This window comes from Agrobacterium sp. 10MFCol1.1 (genome assembly GCF_000381165.1).
In the GTDB taxonomy this organism is placed as follows: Bacteria; Pseudomonadota; Alphaproteobacteria; order Rhizobiales; family Rhizobiaceae; genus Agrobacterium; species Agrobacterium tumefaciens.
Genome location: NZ_KB906080.1, coordinates 238,370 through 254,800, shown reverse-complemented (window position 1 = coordinate 254,800; position 16,431 = coordinate 238,370). Strand labels below are relative to the sequence as shown.

Annotated in this window: 19 protein-coding genes and 1 tRNA gene; 14 read left to right on the top strand and 6 right to left on the bottom strand. The window is 57.0% G+C overall.

Going from position 1 to position 16,431, the window contains the following annotated elements; genetic code table 11:
* Window positions 1-47: 47 nt before the first annotated feature.
* The 8 genes from F617_RS0121290 to F617_RS0121255 all read left to right on the top strand — a co-directional run bounded on the left by F617_RS0121290 (window position 48) and on the right by F617_RS0121255 (window position 6,431).
* A tRNA-Met gene (locus F617_RS0121290) sits at window positions 48-124 on the top strand.
* 310 nt (window positions 125-434) lie between these two features.
* Window positions 435-869, top strand: a complete 435-nt coding sequence (locus tag F617_RS0121285) for an acetyl-CoA carboxylase biotin carboxyl carrier protein subunit (RefSeq protein WP_019566623.1) — start codon at window positions 435-437, stop codon at window positions 867-869.
* A gap of 29 nt (window positions 870-898) precedes the next feature.
* Entirely contained in the window at window positions 899-2,257 is a 1,359-nt protein-coding gene (gene accC, locus F617_RS0121280) for an acetyl-CoA carboxylase biotin carboxylase subunit (RefSeq protein WP_026330988.1), read from the top strand.
* Window positions 2,254-2,682: a hypothetical protein gene (locus F617_RS0121275; protein WP_026330987.1), complete on the top strand. Its 429-nt coding sequence runs from the start codon at window positions 2,254-2,256 to the stop codon at window positions 2,680-2,682. Before accC ends, F617_RS0121275 begins: the two co-directional genes overlap by 4 nt.
* The gene (pxpB, locus tag F617_RS0121270; protein WP_019566620.1) at window positions 2,679-3,386 is read left to right on the top strand and encodes a 5-oxoprolinase subunit PxpB; all 708 of its coding nucleotides are present in this window, start codon (window positions 2,679-2,681) and stop codon (window positions 3,384-3,386) included. The genes F617_RS0121275 and pxpB overlap by 4 nt, the downstream gene beginning before the upstream one ends.
* Complete coding sequence (locus tag F617_RS0121265; RefSeq protein ID WP_019566619.1) at window positions 3,383-4,378, top strand: biotin-dependent carboxyltransferase family protein; 996 nt, start codon at window positions 3,383-3,385, stop codon at window positions 4,376-4,378. Before pxpB ends, F617_RS0121265 begins: the two co-directional genes overlap by 4 nt.
* Window positions 4,379-4,408: 30 nt before the next feature.
* On the top strand, window positions 4,409-5,176 hold the full coding sequence (locus F617_RS0121260) for a 5-oxoprolinase subunit PxpA (RefSeq protein WP_019566618.1): 768 nt from the start codon (window positions 4,409-4,411) through the stop codon (window positions 5,174-5,176).
* 49 nt (window positions 5,177-5,225) lie between these two features.
* Entirely contained in the window at window positions 5,226-6,431 is a 1,206-nt protein-coding gene (locus tag F617_RS0121255; protein WP_026330986.1) for a pyridoxal phosphate-dependent aminotransferase, read from the top strand.
* Between the two features lie 45 nt (window positions 6,432-6,476).
* Here F617_RS0121255 and nac read toward each other — a convergent pair whose 3' ends face one another.
* On the bottom strand, window positions 6,477-7,382 hold the full coding sequence (nac, locus tag F617_RS0121250) for a nitrogen assimilation transcriptional regulator NAC (RefSeq protein WP_003518016.1): 906 nt from the start codon (window positions 7,380-7,382) through the stop codon (window positions 6,477-6,479).
* Between the two features lie 210 nt (window positions 7,383-7,592).
* Here nac and F617_RS0121245 point away from each other — a divergent pair, with 210 nt between their 5' ends.
* The 6 genes from F617_RS0121245 to F617_RS0121220 all read left to right on the top strand — a co-directional run bounded on the left by F617_RS0121245 (window position 7,593) and on the right by F617_RS0121220 (window position 12,232).
* A complete protein-coding gene (locus tag F617_RS0121245; RefSeq protein ID WP_003518017.1) occupies window positions 7,593-8,372 on the top strand; it encodes an SDR family oxidoreductase in 780 nt (259 codons plus the stop codon).
* On the top strand, window positions 8,369-9,076 hold the full coding sequence (locus F617_RS0121240) for an amino acid ABC transporter permease (protein WP_003518018.1): 708 nt from the start codon (window positions 8,369-8,371) through the stop codon (window positions 9,074-9,076). Before F617_RS0121245 ends, F617_RS0121240 begins: the two co-directional genes overlap by 4 nt.
* Complete coding sequence (locus tag F617_RS0121235) at window positions 9,073-9,831, top strand: amino acid ABC transporter permease (RefSeq protein WP_003518019.1); 759 nt, start codon at window positions 9,073-9,075, stop codon at window positions 9,829-9,831. Before F617_RS0121240 ends, F617_RS0121235 begins: the two co-directional genes overlap by 4 nt.
* Window positions 9,828-10,589 (top strand): amino acid ABC transporter ATP-binding protein, encoded by a 762-nt coding sequence (locus F617_RS0121230; protein ID WP_003518020.1) that lies wholly within the window; start codon window positions 9,828-9,830, stop codon window positions 10,587-10,589. The genes F617_RS0121235 and F617_RS0121230 overlap by 4 nt, the downstream gene beginning before the upstream one ends.
* A gap of 30 nt (window positions 10,590-10,619) precedes the next feature.
* Window positions 10,620-11,456, top strand: coding sequence for an ABC transporter substrate-binding protein (locus tag F617_RS0121225; protein WP_019566615.1), 837 nt, complete (start codon window positions 10,620-10,622; stop codon window positions 11,454-11,456).
* Window positions 11,457-11,557: 101 nt separating this feature from the next.
* A complete protein-coding gene (locus tag F617_RS0121220; protein WP_003518022.1) occupies window positions 11,558-12,232 on the top strand; it encodes a 4-carboxy-4-hydroxy-2-oxoadipate aldolase/oxaloacetate decarboxylase in 675 nt (224 codons plus the stop codon).
* Window positions 12,233-12,443: 211 nt separating this feature from the next.
* On the opposite strand, the gene speB is transcribed toward F617_RS0121220, so the two are convergent.
* From speB to F617_RS0121195, 5 genes are read right to left on the bottom strand one after another with little or no spacing between them, the layout of a single operon-like run.
* On the bottom strand, window positions 12,444-13,397 hold the full coding sequence (gene speB / locus F617_RS0121215; protein ID WP_019566614.1) for an agmatinase: 954 nt from the start codon (window positions 13,395-13,397) through the stop codon (window positions 12,444-12,446).
* A 19-nt stretch (window positions 13,398-13,416) separates the two neighbouring features.
* The gene (locus F617_RS0121210; RefSeq protein WP_019566613.1) at window positions 13,417-14,199 is read right to left on the bottom strand and encodes an amino acid ABC transporter ATP-binding protein; all 783 of its coding nucleotides are present in this window, start codon (window positions 14,197-14,199) and stop codon (window positions 13,417-13,419) included.
* A gap of 1 nt (window position 14,200) precedes the next feature.
* Window positions 14,201-14,851, bottom strand: coding sequence for an amino acid ABC transporter permease (locus F617_RS0121205; protein WP_019566612.1), 651 nt, complete (start codon window positions 14,849-14,851; stop codon window positions 14,201-14,203).
* Window positions 14,848-15,498, bottom strand: coding sequence for an amino acid ABC transporter permease (locus F617_RS0121200; RefSeq protein ID WP_019566611.1), 651 nt, complete (start codon window positions 15,496-15,498; stop codon window positions 14,848-14,850). The genes F617_RS0121205 and F617_RS0121200 overlap by 4 nt, the downstream gene beginning before the upstream one ends.
* Window positions 15,499-15,517: 19 nt before the next feature.
* On the bottom strand, window positions 15,518-16,360 hold the full coding sequence (locus tag F617_RS0121195; protein ID WP_019566610.1) for a transporter substrate-binding domain-containing protein: 843 nt from the start codon (window positions 16,358-16,360) through the stop codon (window positions 15,518-15,520).
* Window positions 16,361-16,431 lie beyond the last annotated feature (71 nt).

Here is a 16,431-nt window from a genome sequence, read left to right as displayed (position 1 = left end):
GGATTTACGCTGGTCGCGATAAATCCAATAGGGATTTACGCTGGTAACGCGGGGTGGAGCAGCCCGGTAGCTCGTCAGGCTCATAACCTGAAGGCCGCAGGTTCAAATCCTGCCCCCGCAACCAATATATTCAAGACTATCAACAACAAAGCCCTCCCATCCCGGAGGGCACCTTGCGTTTAGGGCCTTGGATACCGCAAATGAATTGCTGGCGGTATAGCCACGTGGGGCTCTGATAGCGTGCAGCGGTCGATCCATTACGCCCACTCGAGCTTCGCGGACCCAACAGGCTCACGGCCCCTATTCATTGAACACCTCCATCAAAAGTTCTTCTGACCCCATCAAACAGCCTATCGTGCTAGGTCTAAGGCAACCGAAAGTGACCCCGATCGTGCGGGATTACCGGGTGGCTTTGGACAATGCCGAGTACGCTTATGGACCTGCCGAAGATAAAGACGCTGATTGATTTTGTCGGACGAACGAACGTCACCGAACTCATGGTGACAGAGAAAAGCGTAACTGTGCGGATATTCAAAACCGCACCTCGAACAGAGACAGGCAGCAATATCCCGGTCAAAGCAGGGGATGACGCGCTGATCGATCGGTCGGAGTCGATCCTTCCTGCCACCACATCGGCCACCTCCGTTCATGCCCCGATTTTTGGCGTTTTGCATCGCGCTTCTGCGCCGGGACAACCTTCATTTGTCGAGGCTGGAGATGTGGTTGAGGAGGGGCAGGCCCTCTTCATCATCGAAGCCATGAAAGTCTTCAATAAAATTGTTGCGCCACGCGCTGGCCGGATCACCTATCTGACGGAGGTTGATGGTGGCGAGGTTGAGGCCAATGATTTGCTGGCGGAGATCGCGTAGTGACGGAAGGTCTCAACACCACATCGGATATGCCGGGTTTCGACACGGTCCTGATTGCCAACCGGGGTGAAATTGCTGCACGCATTCAGCGCGCCTGCCGCGAATTGGGCTTGAAGACCGTAGCCATCTGCTCTGAGGCGGACAGGCAGGCTCCATATGGCCAAACGGCTGACACCTTCCTTTGTGTTGGACCGGCGAATGCTGCCAAGAGCTATCTCAATCAGAATGCTATCTTAATCGCTGCCCGTCTGACGGGTGCGGGTGCGATCCATCCCGGTTATGGGTTTCTGTCCGAAAATGCCGCCTTTTCTCAGGCTGTCGAAGATGCCGGTCTCGTATTCATCGGTCCCGACGCAAGGTCGATCTCCACGATGGGCGACAAGATCGCTGCCAAACGGGCAATGATTGCGGCCGGTGTGCCATGTGTACCGGGACCGGATACAGCGCTTCCCGAGGATGCCGCAACGGTTGAGCGTATCGCGAATGAGATCGGCTATCCAGTCATCATTAAGGCTGCGGGCGGTGGTGGCGGGCGTGGCATGCGAGTGGTGCAGGAAGCTGCCTTGCTTCATGAAGCCATTAACTTGACGAGGGAGGAGGCAAGGCAGGCTTTTGGCTCTGCTGTCCTCTACATGGAGAAGTTTCTCCAGCATCCCCGTCATATCGAGATACAGGTCTTGTGCGACACGCACGGCAATGCCGTCTGGCTTGGTCACCGCGACTGTTCGATGCAACGTCGTCATCAAAAAGTGGTCGAAGAAGCGCCAGCGCCTGGAATTTCGGTCGATGTGATCCAGCCGGTTGGTATGGCTTGCGTCGAGGCTTGCCGACAGATCGGCTATCGCGGGGTGGGAACTTTCGAATTCCTGTTTGAAGACGGCAAGTTCTATTTCATCGAGATGAATACGCGCTTGCAGGTCGAACATCCCGTCACGGAAATGACGAGCGGCATCGACATCGTTCAGGCCCAGATCAAGGCGGCGCAGGGTAAGCCTCTGGACTTGCGGCAGGCAGATGTTATCTGCGACGGACATTCTTTCGAATGTCGTATCAATGCCGAAGATCCCGATAAGTTTCTCCCCTCGGCGGGCATCGTGACCGATCTTGTGCTGCCGGAAGGAGAGGGGATTCGCGTCGATACGCATATCCATGTCGGCTACCGGGTGTCACCCTATTACGATTCCTTGATCGCCAAGTTGATCGTACATGCGCCGACCCGTGCTGAAGCCATGGTTAGGATGCGCCAAGCGCTTGCGGGTACACGGGCGGAGGGTATTTCGACCAATCTTCCGCTCCTGCGCGCCCTGTTTGAGGACGAGGCTTTTGCGCAGGGCGAAACAGACATTCACTATCTTGAACAATGGCTAAAAGAACGGAGCGCGGCATGAGCAGGCCCGACTTTAGCGACCCCGTCTTACTCACAGCTTTGACCGATATGCTGACGGATGCAGGCGTGGACGGCGTGGAAATCACGACGCCTGAGGGTCAGGTACGCATTATTGTTTCTGCCTCGGCAAGATCTGCAATTTCCGTCGCCGGCACTGTTTGCTCACCAAAGGCCGCTGTTTCGAAAGTGGTGGTAAAAGCGCCGATTGCCGGTCTCTTCTGCTCTTCTAAGCCTGCTCTGCCTGCAAAAATGCAAAATCTTCCGCGTTTGGTTGCTGCAGATGACGTGATTGGATTTATCCGGATCGACCACATTCTCATCCCCGTTGTCGCGGGTCGTAACGGTTCGCTCGTCAATCAGCTTGCCGTGCAGGATGCTCTGGTTGGTTTTGGTGATCCGCTGTTCGAAATCGAGCTTCAATCATGATTGCGACATCGAACACTCTAGCCCCTCGTCACGAAATCCAGCCCGTCATCAAAGGCCAGGCGCGCGTTTCGTTCATAGGCTCCCGGTCATTCTTGCTCGAAGCATCCGGCGAATTTGATCTGCCAGCACAACGCTGGATCTGGGCGCTTTCGCAAACGGTAAAAGTCTGGGCAGGTGTTGCGGAAGTCATTCCCGGCATGACGAACCTTCTGGCGATTTTTAAGGAAACGCCTGAAGATCCAGAGTCCATCGTGTCTCAGTTGCTCGATGCCTGGGATAAAGCAGCCAGTCTGGATATTGTCGGGAAGACAGTTGAAATACCGGTACATTATGGGGGTGAATACGCTGCCGACCTTCCAGCCCTCTGTGATTTTTCAGGGCTGAGCGACCGCGAAGTCGTGCGGATTCACCATGAGGCAACCTACCGCGTCTTCGCGCTTGGGAGCGCGCCGGGCTTTGGCTACCTGCATGGTCTTGATGCGCGCATCTATATGCCCCGAAAAACCGTGCCATCGATCAAGATGGAAAAGGGTTGCGTGACGATCGGTGGAATGCAGACGGGTGTGGCGATGTTGACCGGACCGAATGGGTGGAATTCCATCGGTTACGCCGATTTGCAGATGTTCGATCCCGCCTCTTCTGCGCCAGCTCTTTTGGCACCCGGAGATACGGTTCGCTTCATACCTACAGGGATCGAGCTATGATCGAGATTATCGAAACCGGCCCCTTCAACACCGTGCAAGACCTCGGTCGCCCCGGTTACCGTGACATCGGGGTTTCTGCTGGCGGTGCCATGGATCCTCTGTCGCTTAAGATCGGCAATATTCTGACCGGTAATGCCGCAGATGCTGCCGTCATCGAGGTCCAGACTTTTCCATTCAAATTGCGTTTTACGAAAACAGCAACATTTGCCGTTACCGGGACGGATGGGCGCCCGTTGCTTGACGGGAAAGAGCTGCTTTCCTGGTGCGCTCATATCGGCAAGGAAGGTCAGATACTGGAACTGAGGCAGCCGCCGAAACTCGCCCGCGCCTATGTCGCAGTTACGGGCGGGGTGGACGTTCCGGTTTTGATGGGATCTCGAAGCACGGCACTGCGCGGCAGTTTCGGCGGTCACGATGGGCGACCGCTTGCAAAAGGTGACAGGCTGGAAATAGGGGCTTCCGCCGATCTTTTACCGCTGCCATCAAACGGGCTTGGTGTAGTTGAGCCTTCCGTGGCTTTAAGCGATATTTTCCCGCCTGTGGTGGACGGCGTTTTGCCGATACGTGCTATTCCGGCCGGTGAACAAAAGCTGTTTGCCAATGATGGCGAGGAATTCTGGAGCCAGATCTGGCGCATATCCTCCCGCAGCGACCGGACCGGTTACCGGCTGTCGGGTGATCCTATCAAACCGACCGAAACCATCGAAATGCGTTCCCACGGTGTGATGCCGGGCGTTGTACAGGTGCCGCCAGGTGGCGAGCCGATCATCCAGATGAGCGATGCAAATACGGCGGGCGGTTATCCAAAGATTGCCGGCGTGATCGAAGCCGACCTGTGGCGGTTAGGACAGGCACGCGCGGGTGGGAAGATCAAATTCGTGAAGTCCAATCACGAGGAAGCGCGTGTGGCCGAGCGGGCAGTTGCGAAATACGTCGATGATGTTCGCCAGACCTCACAAATGGTCAAGCGAGCGCTGAATGCGATGGGTTGACGGACAACCAGGGAGCAAAGGGAGGAAACGATGAAGATCGATCTGAACTCCGACATGGGCGAAGGCTTCGGTCCTTACCGGCTCTGTGACGACGAAGCGATGATGAAGATCGTATCGTCGGCTAATATTGCCTGTGGTTTTCATGGCGGCGAGCCAGATACCATGGCGCGAATGGTTCGCCTTGCCAAAGAAAATGGCGTTGGCATTGGCGCGCATCCGGGATTGCCTGATAGGGCGGGCTTCGGCCGACGCGAAATGCCCTTTCAGCCGGATGAGTTGAGACAGCAGATGCTCTATCAGCTCGGGGCCTTGATCGCGATTGCCAAAAGCGAAGGCGTCGAAGTCGGGCACTTCAGTTTTCATGCGGCCATGGGCAATATGGTCAATCGCGACCCGGCGCTTGCCGATTTGATGATGAATGCCATTTCTGCCGTTGATCCGAAGCTTGTGGTGTTCGTAACGCCGGACAGCGAAATCGAGAGAGCGGCAAAACGCGCTGGATTGAAGACCCTGGCATTGTTTTTGGCCGATCGCGCCTATGACGCCAAGGGAAGCCTTGTCGCGCGGGGTCTTCCCGGCGCGCTGGTCAAGGATGAACCATCGGTGCGCGCCCGTGTCCGCCGGTTCCTGACCAATGGCACGGTCGAAGCCATCGATGGCACGATCATCACAATGCCGGCTCGCTCCATCCTCGTCCACAGCGATACGCCCGGTTCGCTGGAGCTGGCGCGTATCGTGCGTAGTGAAATCAGCGCCTCCGGCGCAACGCTCGCGCCTGCCGCAGAACTCGCGTCTTAATGGGCCTCTGGTTGGCCCGTTCTCTAAATCTTACTGAAAGATCATGCAGATGCCCTCTACATCAGACCGCCTGAAAAACGTTTCCATCTCCGCTTCCGCCGCCATGACCCAACGCGCCAGAGAGCTCGCCGCGCAGGGTGTCAAGGTGGTCAGCCTCTCCTCAGGTGAACCGGACTTCCCGACGCCTGCTCACGCAATCGAGGCCGCGCACGAAGCAGCCCTTGGCGGGCAGACGAAATATCCACCGATGGATGGCACGCCTGCGCTCAAAGCCGCGATTGCCAGAAAGTTCAAGCGGGACAATAATCTGACATACGATGCCAGCCAGATCATCGTTTCCGCAGGCGGCAAACAGGTAATCTTCAACGCCATGCTTGCAACCTGCAATTCGGGCGACGAGGTCGTTATTCCCACCCCGTCATGGGTCAGCTATGCGGATATCGTCAAATTCGCAGGGGGTGTTCCCGTCGCTGTGCCGTGCGTCGAACAAACCGGTTTCAAACTGCGTGCCGAAGATTTGGAAGCTGCGATTACGCCACGTACGAAGTGGCTCATTCTCAATTTTCCCAACAACCCCACCGGCGCCGCCTGCTCCCGTGCGGAGATGAAAGCAATCGCAGAGGTTATGCTGCGTCATCCCCATGTCTGGATCCTGACTGACGATATTTACGAGCATCTTGTCTATGATGGCTTCGAATTCGGCACAATTGCCGATGTGGAGCCGCGGCTTTATGACCGCGTTCTGACAATGAACGGCGTGTCGAAGGCTTACGCCATGACGGGATGGCGTCTGGGCTATTGCGCCAGCGGCTCGAAGGAACTTATCGCCGCAATAAGCAATGTAAACGGTCAGAACGGCGGCGGCATTGCCACTGTTTCGCAGGCGGCAGCGATTGCAGCGCTGGACGGTCCCCAGGATCTTCTTAAAGAACGCGCCGCTATCTATCGCGACCGTCGCGATTTTGTTCTGAGCAAACTCGGCGAGATTGACGGTTTGCGCTGCCATAAGCCGGAAGGCGCCTTTTACCTCTATCCCAATATGTCTGGGCTTATCGGCAAGACCACCAAGGGCGGACGCAAAATCGAAGGCGATGTGGATTTTGTGATGGCGCTGGTGGATGAGCATCACGTGGCAACGGTACAGGGCGCCGCCTATGGTATGAGCCCATACTTCCGGATCTCTTATGCAACGAGCATGGAGATGTTGAGCGAAGGCTGCGCCCGCATTGCGCAGTTCTGCCAGGATATGCGTTGATCCTGAAAACGATCCTTTGGCTCGGCTGCCGGGCCAAAGGATACTCTAAAGTTTCAATTTTTCCGTCAGTTCCACCAGGATATCCTTGACGGCAAAAGCCGGCTCAGACAGCGAATTCTGGTCGGACATGCAGAGCGACAGTGTTTCTTCGATCCGTGGCGACAGCAGCCGGCAAATAAGTGGTTCGCTCGTTTCCGAGACGATCCGGTTGGCTATCGCTTTTGGCATGATGGTTGCGCCGAGACCACTGGCAACGGCGCGGGCAAGCGTCCTGACGATTTCCACTTCCGCGACGACCTTCAGATTGATCCGGCTGCGGGTAAATGCCGTGTCTACAGCGCGCCTGACAAAATTATACGCGGGTGGCATCAGCATGGGCATGCCATCAAGCGCGGCGATCGGCACCGGTTTTGAATCCGCTTCGATTGCGAAATCGCGATGTGCGACAAGATAAAATTCTTCGCTGAGCATGGGCTCGAATTTTACGCCCTTGATTGGTCCGACGCCGTGGATCAAGGCCAGTTCCAGACGTCCATTCATGATCATCTGGCTATAGGTTTGTCCCACACTTTCCGTCAGGTGGATCAATATCCCCGGATGTCGCTTGCGCGTTTCCGCCAACAGCTCCACGGAAAGCGTTGCAGCGCTGCTGAATGGGACGAGACCGACAGAGACGCGTCCCGCAATTGAGTTACCCGCCGCCGATACGTCAACCTGCGCCTGTTCCATCTGGCGCAATATGATCTGTGCATGGCGGTAAACGGCATGTCCCGCATCCGTCATCGTCACGCCCTGCTGGCTGCGGATGAGCAATTTCTGGCCGAAATGATCTTCAAGCGCGGCTAGTTGCTGGCTGAGTGCCGGTTGCGCCAGATGCAGAATATCTGCGGCGCGCGTGATGCTGCCACTGTCTACGATGACGATGAATGATTTGAGACGTCTTATATCCATGCTTGGCGCAGCTTACAGGCTCGCACGCGTTTTGCAATCTGGGCGCCAGAGCGGAAAGCTCCTGCCTGGAACAAGAACATCCCGGAATCCCGTCTCTAATTGCCTGTTTGCGGGTCTCCATAAAACTTACTTATTACTCCAAAAATAATCGGTCTTAGGCAAGCAGGGAAAGCTTCGCTAGTGTTGATGGTAACAAAAAAGGGGATCAGAATGCCATTCTCCGATTACAAGACCGCTTTGGTCACCGGTGCTTCATCCGGTATCGGTGCCGCTGTCGTCGAGCGGTTTTGCCGCGAAAACATTGAAGTCCACGCGGTTGCCCGCAGCGCCGGCGCCCTGAATGAACTTGCCGAACGCACCGGCTGTATACCGCACGCGATCGACGTTACCGATCGCGCTGCAATTGCCGATCTTGCAAACAAGGTGCAGTTCGACATTCTCGTGAACAATGCCGGCGTCGACAGGCCGAAGAAGTTCCTTCAGGCTGATGCGGAGGATATCGACCTTTTGATCGATGTGAATCTCCGTGCCGTTCTCCACATTTGCCGGCTGATTGTTCCGGGCATGGTGGAGCGTGATCGCGGGCATGTCGTCAATATCTCGTCCATCGCCGGAAACTATAATTTCGGTGGCAACTCGACCTATCATGCCGTTAAAGCTGGTGTCGCGATGCTTTCGAACCAGTTGAGGCTGGATGCATTCGGCAGACGCGTCCGCGTAACGGAGATCTGCCCCGGCCGCGTGGCGACGGATATCTTCACTCACGTTCACGGCAACGATCCGAGCGTGCGCGAGCGCTTCATCGATGGTTTCGAGTTGCCGAAAGCGGAAGATATTGCCGACGCGATAGCCTTTGCCGTTGCCGCGCCAGTTTCCATGAATATCGGCCATATGGAAATCACCCCGACATTGCAGGTTATGGGCGGACTTCAGACGGCCAAACCGCAGACTGTGGCGCAAGCTGACGCAGCGAAGGAACAAAAGCCGTGAGCGGTTTCGACCTGTCGGCAATCCTGAGCGACCCGCAGTATATTGCAATGCTCTGGCACGGATTGCAGATGACCTTCGTCATCTTTATCGGGTCCTGGTCTCTCGCCATGACGCTTGCGCTGGTCCTGTTATGCGTGCGGTTTTCATCGTCGCGTTTTGCTGATCGCGCCGTGGCGGCCTATGTTTCCTACCACCGCAATGTGCCCACACTCGTGCAATTGATGCTGTGGTACTTCGGGATATTCACGCTCCTGCCTTCAGGTTTGACGGACTGGCTGATCGGTCACAATGCCGAAGCGATCTTTGCCGTGGTGGGTCTTGGTCTCTGTCAGGCAGCCTATTTCAGTGAGGATCTGCGTTCAGGCCTGCGCTCCGTCAGCCCGGGACAGATGGAAGCGGCCAAGGCATTGGGCCACGGTTATCTTTCCGCGATGCGCTTCATCATCATGCCGCAAGGCGTGCGCAATGCCCTGCCGCCGCTCATCAATCACAGTGTCTCCCTGTTCAAGAACAGCAGCCTCGCCCTCATTATCGGCGCTTCCGAATTGACCCATGCCATCAAGGAAATTGAAAATCTCAGCTTCCAGACCTTCGAGATCTATCTTGTCGGAACTGTTCTGTACCTCTTCTTCTCGCTGTTGATCATGGGTGCCGGTGCGTATCTTTCGATGCGCCTTGATCCGGCGTGGAGGGCACGCGGATGATCGGCGATATGATTACCATCGTTCATGACAACTGGTTGCTGCTGCTGATCGGGCAATATCCGAACGGCCCGCTTGGAGGGCTTGCGAACACGATCATCCTGTCTGCCCTTGCCATCGCACTGGCCTTTCCTGTCAGCATCCTTATGGCGATGGCGCGCCTGTCCAAGTGGCGGCTCCTGCGGTGGCCGGTAACGGGGCTGGTCTATGTCACGCGCGGCGTGCCTTTGCTCATGCTCATCCTTTGGAGTTATTTCCTCGTTCCGCTCTGGACCGGCGCAGACGTGCCGAGCTTCGTCATCATGTTGACGACGCTTGTCATCTATCAGGGCGCATTTCTCAGCGAAGTCGTAAGAGCGGGTATTGTCGCTCTTGGTGCCGGGCAGATGGATGCGGCGAGAGCGCTTGGCCACAGCTATCTCGGTGCAATGCGCTTCATCATCTTGCCGCAGGCGCTTTACAACATGATCCCCAGCATGATCTCGACATTCGTCGCCACGATCAAGGATACGACGCTCGGTTACGTCATCAACGTACCCGACCTCACCTTTGCGGCAAGTCAGGTCAATAATCAGCTTCTGACACAACCATTCCAGGTCTTCCTCATCCTCGCGGTTGTCTACTACGCCATTTGCTGGAGCTTGACGTATCTCGCAAATGCCGTCGAGCGGCGTATCGCCAAACGCCGTGCCGGTGTGGTCGGTCGCCGGCAACAGGCATTGCAGGCGCAGGCGAAAATCATAACGGAGCAGCCATGACAAACACGGCATCATCAACACAGCAGACCATCCGCATTTCCAATGTCTGCAAGAGTTATGGCGACTACGAAGTTTTGAAGAATGTCGACGCCGAAGTTGCGCGGGGCGAGGTTATCGTCATCTGCGGCCCTTCCGGCTCCGGCAAATCCACATTGATCCGTACCGTCAATCGTCTCGAAGAGATCAACAGCGGATCCATCACGCTCGATGGGCAGGATATTCACGCGGCAACCAAGACAAAGGAACTCAATCTTCTGCGCAGCAGAGTTGGTTTTGTGTTCCAGAATTTCAATCTCTTTCCGCACCTGTCTGTTGTCGAAAATGTCACGATTTCCCCGATCCGGGTGAAAGGTGTCGCACCTGATGTTGCCCGCCAGAAAGCTTTGAAGCTTCTGGATCGGGTAGGCCTCTCCGACAAGGCTGGCGCCTATCCGGGGCAATTGTCCGGCGGTCAGCAGCAGCGCGTGGCAATTGCGCGTGCGCTGGCCATGGAGCCGCCCGTCATGTTGTTCGATGAACCGACAAGCGCTCTCGACCCGGAAATGGTTGGAGAGGTGCTGGCCGTCATGAAGGGGCTCGCGGCAGAGGGCATGACCATGCTTTGCGTGACCCACGAAATGGGCTTTGCCCGTGAAGTTGCCGACCGCATCTGGTTCATCGACGCCGGCGAAATTCTCGAAAAAGCGACGCCGGAAGAGTTTTTCACAGCACCACGCCATCCGCGCGCGCAGCGGTTCCTTTCCGATCTGCGCCACTGATACCAATCAATCATAAGAGGAGAACTGACCATGAACTGGAAATGCCTGACACTTACCGTTGCACTGGCTGGAACCGCTCTCGCGTCACCAGCGGCGGCTGATCAACTCGATACGATCATGGCGAACAAGGTGCTTCGTTGCGCAACCTTTGCTGATGTCGTGCCATTCGCGGCACCCGATCCGAAGACCCGTGAAATGGCCGGTTTTGACGTTGATCTTTGCAACGCGATCGCCAAGGAACTGGGCGTTAAGGCCGAAGTCAAACCGGTGTCGGTGGAAGCCCGTGTGCCGGAAGTCAAGCTTGGCCGCGTCGATATCACCGTCGCCAATCTCGCCTACACACAAAGCCGCGCCGAGCAGATTCAGTTCAGCGATCCCTATTATCTCGCCAAGGAAATGCTGATCGTGCCGGTTGATGATGCCGGCAAGAAGAAGTCGGATTACGAAGGCCAGCGTGTCGCCTCCACCAAGGGCTCGACCTCTGAAATGTCTATCAAGCTCAACAAGTCCGAGCCGCTGACCTTCCAGGATACTGCCTCTGCCTATCTTGCCGTTCAGCAGGGCAAGGCGCGGGGTATGGTGGCCAACACCATGACCACCACCAAGTTCGTCAATGAATCGAAGACCAAGGGCAAACCGATGCGCATGATCGAGGAGCCGATGCTCTATCAGCCGATCGGTGTCGGCATGGCAAAGGACAATCCTGCCCTCACAGCGAAGATCAATGAAGTGCTGCGCACACTCGACGCCTCCGGCGAGATAAACAAAATCTGGGACAAGTGGCTTGGCCCGAATACCGAATACAAAATGACCCGTACGGACAAGGTCGTCCCGCTCTCCGAGCTGAAATTCGACCCGATCCCCTGATCCCGCCTGGCTTCAAGCCACGGCAACGATTGACACATGACAATTAAACTCAATGCGAGTGGCGGGACGTTCCCGCCGCCAGCCTTACCGTGGGAGGTTTTATGATCCACATTAAAGATATAGCAGAACGGCCAAGCAAGGCAGACATCGAAGCCCTTTCGAAGTTTTCGCCGGCAACCATCCACGAGGCACAGGGTCGCAGGGGCGCACTTTCCTCCCGCATCAAGCCTGTCGATTACCGCATGAAACTGTGTGGTCCCGCCTTTACCGTCAAATGCGCGCCGCGTGACAACATCATGTTGCAGCTGGCCATTAATTACGCCAAGCCCGGCGACATCATCGTGGTTTCAGCTGGTGAGTACGAAGAGGCTGGTTCCTTTGGCGACGTGCTGGCAAATGCCTGCCTTGCAAAGGGGATCGGTGGTCTGGTGACGGATACCGGTGTGCGTGACACCTTGCAGCTTCGAGACCTTGGCTTCCCTGTATTCTCGTTCAGCGTCTGCATCAAGGGTACCGTCAAGGAAACGATTGCCGCAGTAAACGATACGATCATCATTGGCGATGAGATCGTCAATCCCGGCGACATCATTGTTGGCGATGCGGACGGTTTGGTGGTTGTGCGTCGTGCTGACGCTCAGGAATCGGCACGTCTTTCGCAAATTCGCGAAGATGCTGAAGCGGGCTTCATTGAAGCTTACAAGCAGGGCAAATCCGTTATCGAAGTTAGCAATCTGGAGCCCGTCCTGAAGGCAAAGGGGCTTGTCGTTGATATCTGATTTTTGCGTGGTGCAGCGAGGCGCGTTTGGCGTTTTTGGACTTTTAAAACCGTCGCAACCATAGCTACAATCAATGCAAACAAAAGCCCTCCCCCCGGGGAGGGCTTTTGGCTTCACGTCTGACGAGACCATCGAACTCCAGGAAGCCCCAAGGGCGGCCCTTCTTGCGCGCTGCGTGTCCAAGGATCCAGTACCGGCGGATCGCGGTTTTTTATGCGTTCCGAGCTATGAAGATACGTCCGATCGTGTTGAGCAGAATCTGCGCAGCCAGAATGGCGGTGGAGCCGGTGTGATCGTAATCAGGCGCGACCTCGACCAGATCAATGCCGACGATCTCGCCACGCTTTGCAAGACCTGCAATCAGTTCCAGTACCTCGTAATAGATGAAGCCGCCATGGCTCGGGGTCCCGGTTCCTGGCGCGATGGACGGGTCGAAGCCATCGATATCGATCGAAAGATAATAGCGCTTGCCCGCGGGGATGCGCTCCACTACGGCGTCCACGCCGAGTTTGCGGATCTGGCGCACGGAGAGAATATCCGAGCCCTGGGAGCGGGCATAGTCGTATCCTTCCTTTGCGGTGGAGGAGACGTTGCGGATACCGAGCTGGGTCATTCCGGTGACCCACGGTTTTTCCGAGGCGCGGCGCATGGGGCTGCCATGTCCGAAGCGGACGCCGTGACGCTCATCGACGAAATCCAGATGCGCGTCGATCTGCACCAGATGGATCGGCTCCTGATCGCTGAAGGCATTGATGCAGGCGATGTTGATGGAGTGGTCTCCGCCAAGCACCACAGGCAGTGCGCCGGCTTTAAGGATCTTGCGGACGCCGAACTCAATATTCGCGTGGCTGTTCACCGTATCGGTATGAACAATGTCGGCGTCGCCTATATCGACGATCTTCACGCCTTCCAGATATGTGACGTCGTCCTCGTGATCGTAGGCGCCCGCGTGGCCGAAGGAAAACAGGGTGGAGGCCTCACGGATGCTGCGCGGCCCGAAGCGGGCGCCGGGGCGCCATTGCGTCCCAAAATCGAACGGGGCACCGAGGACCGCCACATCCGCATCGATCGCGTCCCAGTTTTCGACGTAGGGACTTTTGGCAAAGGTGGAAATACCGACGAATGGCAGGTTCAATCGTCCGCCGTCATAGCCGTGGGCAGTCATAGAGATGTCCTTTCAGATATCAAAGTGCGCGCTTGCGCCAGGTTTGCAGAAATTGGGAAAGGCGTTCGCTCTTCGGATTACTGAAAAGCGTCTGCGGCGCGCCTTCCTCAACGATCTTGCCGTCATCCATGAAGACGACACGGTTGGCCGCATGTGCGGCAAAACCCATTTCGTGCGTGACGATGACCATGGTCATTCCTTCCGCCGCGAGCGTCTTCATGACGGAAAGCACTTCACCGACAAGTTCGGGATCGAGTGCCGAGGTCGGCTCGTCGAACAGCATGGCGCGAGGGTTCACCGCCAGTGCGCGGGCGATGGCGACGCGTTGCTTCTGCCCACCGGACAGGCCGTCGGGTCGGCGGTCAGCGAAAGCGGCAAGCCCGACTTTATCCAGCATGGCGCGGCCGCGCTTTATCGCTTCGGCCTGGGGAAGGCCATGGACGAGCCTGAGCGCCAATGTCACGTTTTTGATGACGCTCATATGCGGCCACAGATGAAAGTGCTGAAAGACCATTCCAAGCGGGCGGCGCGTCTCTGCCAGTTCTTTCGGACCGGCGCGTTCGCGGCCAAGCGGGGTTTCACGCCAGCCGATCAGGCGGCCGAAGACATCGACATCACCCGCGTCATAGGGATCGAGAAATGCAAGCGAGCGCAGAAGTGTGCTCTTGCCCGATCCCGAAGGTCCGATGATGCACAGGACATCACCCATATGAATGTCGAGATCGATGCCTTTCAGAACGGTCTTGTCACCGAACCTTTTCTCCAGGCCGCGCGCGGAAATAACAACTGTTCGTTCGCTCATGTCAGGAGCCTTCGGTGGAAAGGCGGCGTTCGAGATAGAGGCCGAGCCGCGACAGGATTTCGACGATTGCCCAGTAGAGCAGGGCAATGGTGAGATAAGGGGTTACGACCGCGAAGGTGATCGAGCTGATCGTACCGGCGACCTTGGTCAGCTCGCTGAGCGTGATGACGGACAGAACGGCGGATTCCTTGACAAGATTAATGGCCTGGCCGACCGAAGCCGGCAGTGTCAGTGCCAGCGCCTGCGGCATCTGGATGTGGAGAAAGGTGTCGCCGACGGTAATGCCCAGCATTCCCGCCGCTTCGATCTCGCCTCTTGGAACGGCATTGAAACCGGCGCGGAAAATCTCCGCAAAGGGGCCAGCGCCATAGAGGCCGAGACCGACGATGCCGGCGGCATAGGGGCTGAGGATCAGCCCCAATTGCGGGCCGCCATAATAGAAAAGAAACAGGATCAGCGCGAGCGGCGCGCCGCGGGCAAACTCCACATAAAGCCTTACCGGCAGGGAGATGGCCATGTACCGCGACCGTAGCGCCGCAGCCAGCACGATACCGATGATGACGGCCAGTGCGATACCCGCAATGGAAACTGTCAGTGTTGTGAACAAACCGGCCGCATAGAGAGGAATATCGTTCAGAAAGCCGGAAATCATCGCGTCGCTTCCTTTGTCAGGTGCCGTTCGACAAGGAGGCCTATTCCCGCAAGCAGCGCTCCAACCGCGACATAAAGCAGGAGAGCCGAGAGATAGGCGTCGAGTGGCCGGAAGGTGGTGGCCGCATATTGCTGGGCACGGCGCGTCAAGTCGGTGACGGCGATGACCGAAACGAGTGAGGAGTTCTTCACGAGAGCCTGTATCTCGCCGACAAGTGCCGGCAACATGGTTCTGAAGGCCTGAGGCACTTCAATGTGCAGGAATGTACGACCTGCGGAAAGGCCGAGCATGGCGGCGGCTTCCCGCTCTCCCTTTGGAATGGATTGCAGGCCTGCCCTGTATATCTCCGACTGGAAGGCGGCTGTGTTTAGCGCCAGCGCCACAGTTGCGGCAGCAACCGGCGTCAGATCCAGCCCCAGAAGTGGCAGGACGTAGAAGACGATCAGCAGCTGGACTAGAATGGGCGTGCCTCGCCAGAAGGAGATGTAGAGACCGGATGCCAGGCGGGGCAGGCGGCCGCTGCGACCGCAGGCCGCGAGGAGAAGGGCCAGCGGCGCTCCCAGGAGAAGCGCCGAAAGGCTGACGGTCAGCGTGGTGAAGAGGCCGTCCAGAAGAACCGGCCAGATGGCAAAAGATATCTTGTCCATGACCGGTTCGACCTGCCGGTCACTCAGTCGCCGGCAGAGTGGCGGGCAGCTCCATCTGCGCGCCGAACCATTTCTTCTGGAATTCGGCCAGTTTGCCGGATGCATTGAGCTTTGCCAATTCACTGTCCATGAAGGCATTTAGCGTCGCACTGTCAGTATCGTTGCGGCCCGCCCATGAGAAATAGGTCTTCGGTCCGAAGGTCGGCAGAACGACTTCAAAAGCATCCGGCCGCTGGCGTGCAGCTTCCAGAAGGTTTGGAAGCGAGTTGACGACGGCGCGCAGGCGCCCGGCACCGAGGTCGGCATAAGCTTCTGAGAAATCCGTGTAGCTGGAGACCGTCGTGGCATCCTTGCCGGCCGCCTTCAGTTCGGCGGAAAACGTCTCAAGCGCCTTGAGCTGCGCGGAGCCCGCCTGCGAGCCGACGGGCTTACCCGCGATATCTTCCGGCTTGGAGATCTCGGCATCGCCCTTGCGTTTCAGGATTGCCATCGTCGCATCTGCAACGGGTGCTGAGAGCTTGTAGGCCTTCATGCGTTCCGGCGTCACGGTGACCGAGGTCACGACATAATCGAAGCGGCTGGCGGCAAGGCCTGGCAGGATGCCCTGCCAGGGCAGATCGAGACGCTTCAGCTCAACGCCCGGCAAGGCTTTCATGACTTCTTGCATGATGTCAGCGGAATAACCGACGATCTTGCCGTCCTCGACAAATTCGAACGGCGCAAACCGGGCCTCGGTTGCGACAGTGAAAACCTTATCGGCCTTGATCTTTTCCAGAAGATCGGCGGCATGGGCGGATGCGCCGAGGCTGACGGCGAAAGCTGCGCAGAGCGTGAGAGATTTCAGAGTGGGCAGGTTTTGCATGGTTTCGTTCCCTTATTGGTTTGTGATTGGGGAGGAGGAAACCATGGACATTATTCCAGAAAAATAGGAAA

Excerpts from the sequence above, each read along its gene's own strand:
- pxpB (WP_019566620.1), top strand. The coding sequence starts at position 2,679 with ATGATTGCGACATCGAACACTCTAGCCCCTCGTCACGAAATCCAGCCC.
- F617_RS0121275 (WP_026330987.1), top strand. The coding sequence starts at position 2,254 with ATGAGCAGGCCCGACTTTAGCGACCCCGTCTTACTCACAGCTTTGACC.
- F617_RS0121200 (WP_019566611.1), bottom strand. The coding sequence starts at position 15,498 with ATGGACAAGATATCTTTTGCCATCTGGCCGGTTCTTCTGGACGGCCTC.
- F617_RS0121265 (WP_019566619.1), top strand. The coding sequence starts at position 3,383 with ATGATCGAGATTATCGAAACCGGCCCCTTCAACACCGTGCAAGACCTC.
- F617_RS0121285 (WP_019566623.1), top strand. The coding sequence starts at position 435 with ATGGACCTGCCGAAGATAAAGACGCTGATTGATTTTGTCGGACGAACG.
- accC (WP_026330988.1), top strand. The coding sequence starts at position 899 with ATGCCGGGTTTCGACACGGTCCTGATTGCCAACCGGGGTGAAATTGCT.
- F617_RS0121255 (WP_026330986.1), top strand. The coding sequence starts at position 5,226 with ATGCCCTCTACATCAGACCGCCTGAAAAACGTTTCCATCTCCGCTTCC.
- F617_RS0121205 (WP_019566612.1), bottom strand. The coding sequence starts at position 14,851 with ATGATTTCCGGCTTTCTGAACGATATTCCTCTCTATGCGGCCGGTTTG.
- F617_RS0121225 (WP_019566615.1), top strand. The coding sequence starts at position 10,620 with ATGAACTGGAAATGCCTGACACTTACCGTTGCACTGGCTGGAACCGCT.
- F617_RS0121195 (WP_019566610.1), bottom strand. The coding sequence starts at position 16,360 with ATGCAAAACCTGCCCACTCTGAAATCTCTCACGCTCTGCGCAGCTTTC.
- F617_RS0121220 (WP_003518022.1), top strand. The coding sequence starts at position 11,558 with ATGATCCACATTAAAGATATAGCAGAACGGCCAAGCAAGGCAGACATC.
- F617_RS0121210 (WP_019566613.1), bottom strand. The coding sequence starts at position 14,199 with ATGAGCGAACGAACAGTTGTTATTTCCGCGCGCGGCCTGGAGAAAAGG.
- F617_RS0121235 (WP_003518019.1), top strand. The coding sequence starts at position 9,073 with ATGATCGGCGATATGATTACCATCGTTCATGACAACTGGTTGCTGCTG.
- F617_RS0121245 (WP_003518017.1), top strand. The coding sequence starts at position 7,593 with ATGCCATTCTCCGATTACAAGACCGCTTTGGTCACCGGTGCTTCATCC.
- nac (WP_003518016.1), bottom strand. The coding sequence starts at position 7,382 with ATGGATATAAGACGTCTCAAATCATTCATCGTCATCGTAGACAGTGGC.
- F617_RS0121230 (WP_003518020.1), top strand. The coding sequence starts at position 9,828 with ATGACAAACACGGCATCATCAACACAGCAGACCATCCGCATTTCCAAT.
- speB (WP_019566614.1), bottom strand. The coding sequence starts at position 13,397 with ATGACTGCCCACGGCTATGACGGCGGACGATTGAACCTGCCATTCGTC.
- F617_RS0121260 (WP_019566618.1), top strand. The coding sequence starts at position 4,409 with ATGAAGATCGATCTGAACTCCGACATGGGCGAAGGCTTCGGTCCTTAC.